Origin of the sequence: Escherichia sp. MR (genome assembly GCF_005280595.1) — a bacterium.
In the GTDB taxonomy this organism is placed as follows: Bacteria; Pseudomonadota; Gammaproteobacteria; order Enterobacterales; family Enterobacteriaceae; genus Escherichia; species Escherichia ruysiae.
Window position 1 is genome coordinate 1 of sequence record NZ_SZVK01000138.1, and the last position, 342, is coordinate 342.

Here is a 342-nt window from a genome sequence, read left to right on the forward strand (position 1 = left end):
AATTTGAGAGACTCACGAACAACTTTCGTTGTTCAGTGTTTCAATTTTCAGCTTGATCCAGATTTTTAAAGAGCAAATATCTCAAACATCACTCGTAAGTGAGTTTTGAGATATTAAGGCAGGTGACTTTCACTCACAAACCAGCAAGTGGCGTCCCCTAGGGGATTCGAACCCCTGTTACCGCCGTGAAAGGGCGGTGTCCTGGGCCTCTAGACGAAGGGGACGTATCAGTCTGCTTCGCAAGACGCCTTGCTTTTCACTTTCTATCAGACAATCTGTGTGAGCACTTCAAAGAACGCTTCTTTAAGGTAAGGAGGTGATCCAACCGCAGGTTCCCCTACG

1 tRNA gene is annotated in these 342 nt (G+C 46.5%); it reads right to left on the reverse strand.

Going from position 1 to position 342, the window contains the following annotated elements:
* Positions 1–148 precede the first annotated feature (148 nt).
* Positions 149–224 (reverse strand) — tRNA-Glu (locus tag FC814_RS22620).
* Positions 225–342: the final 118 nt, after the last annotated feature.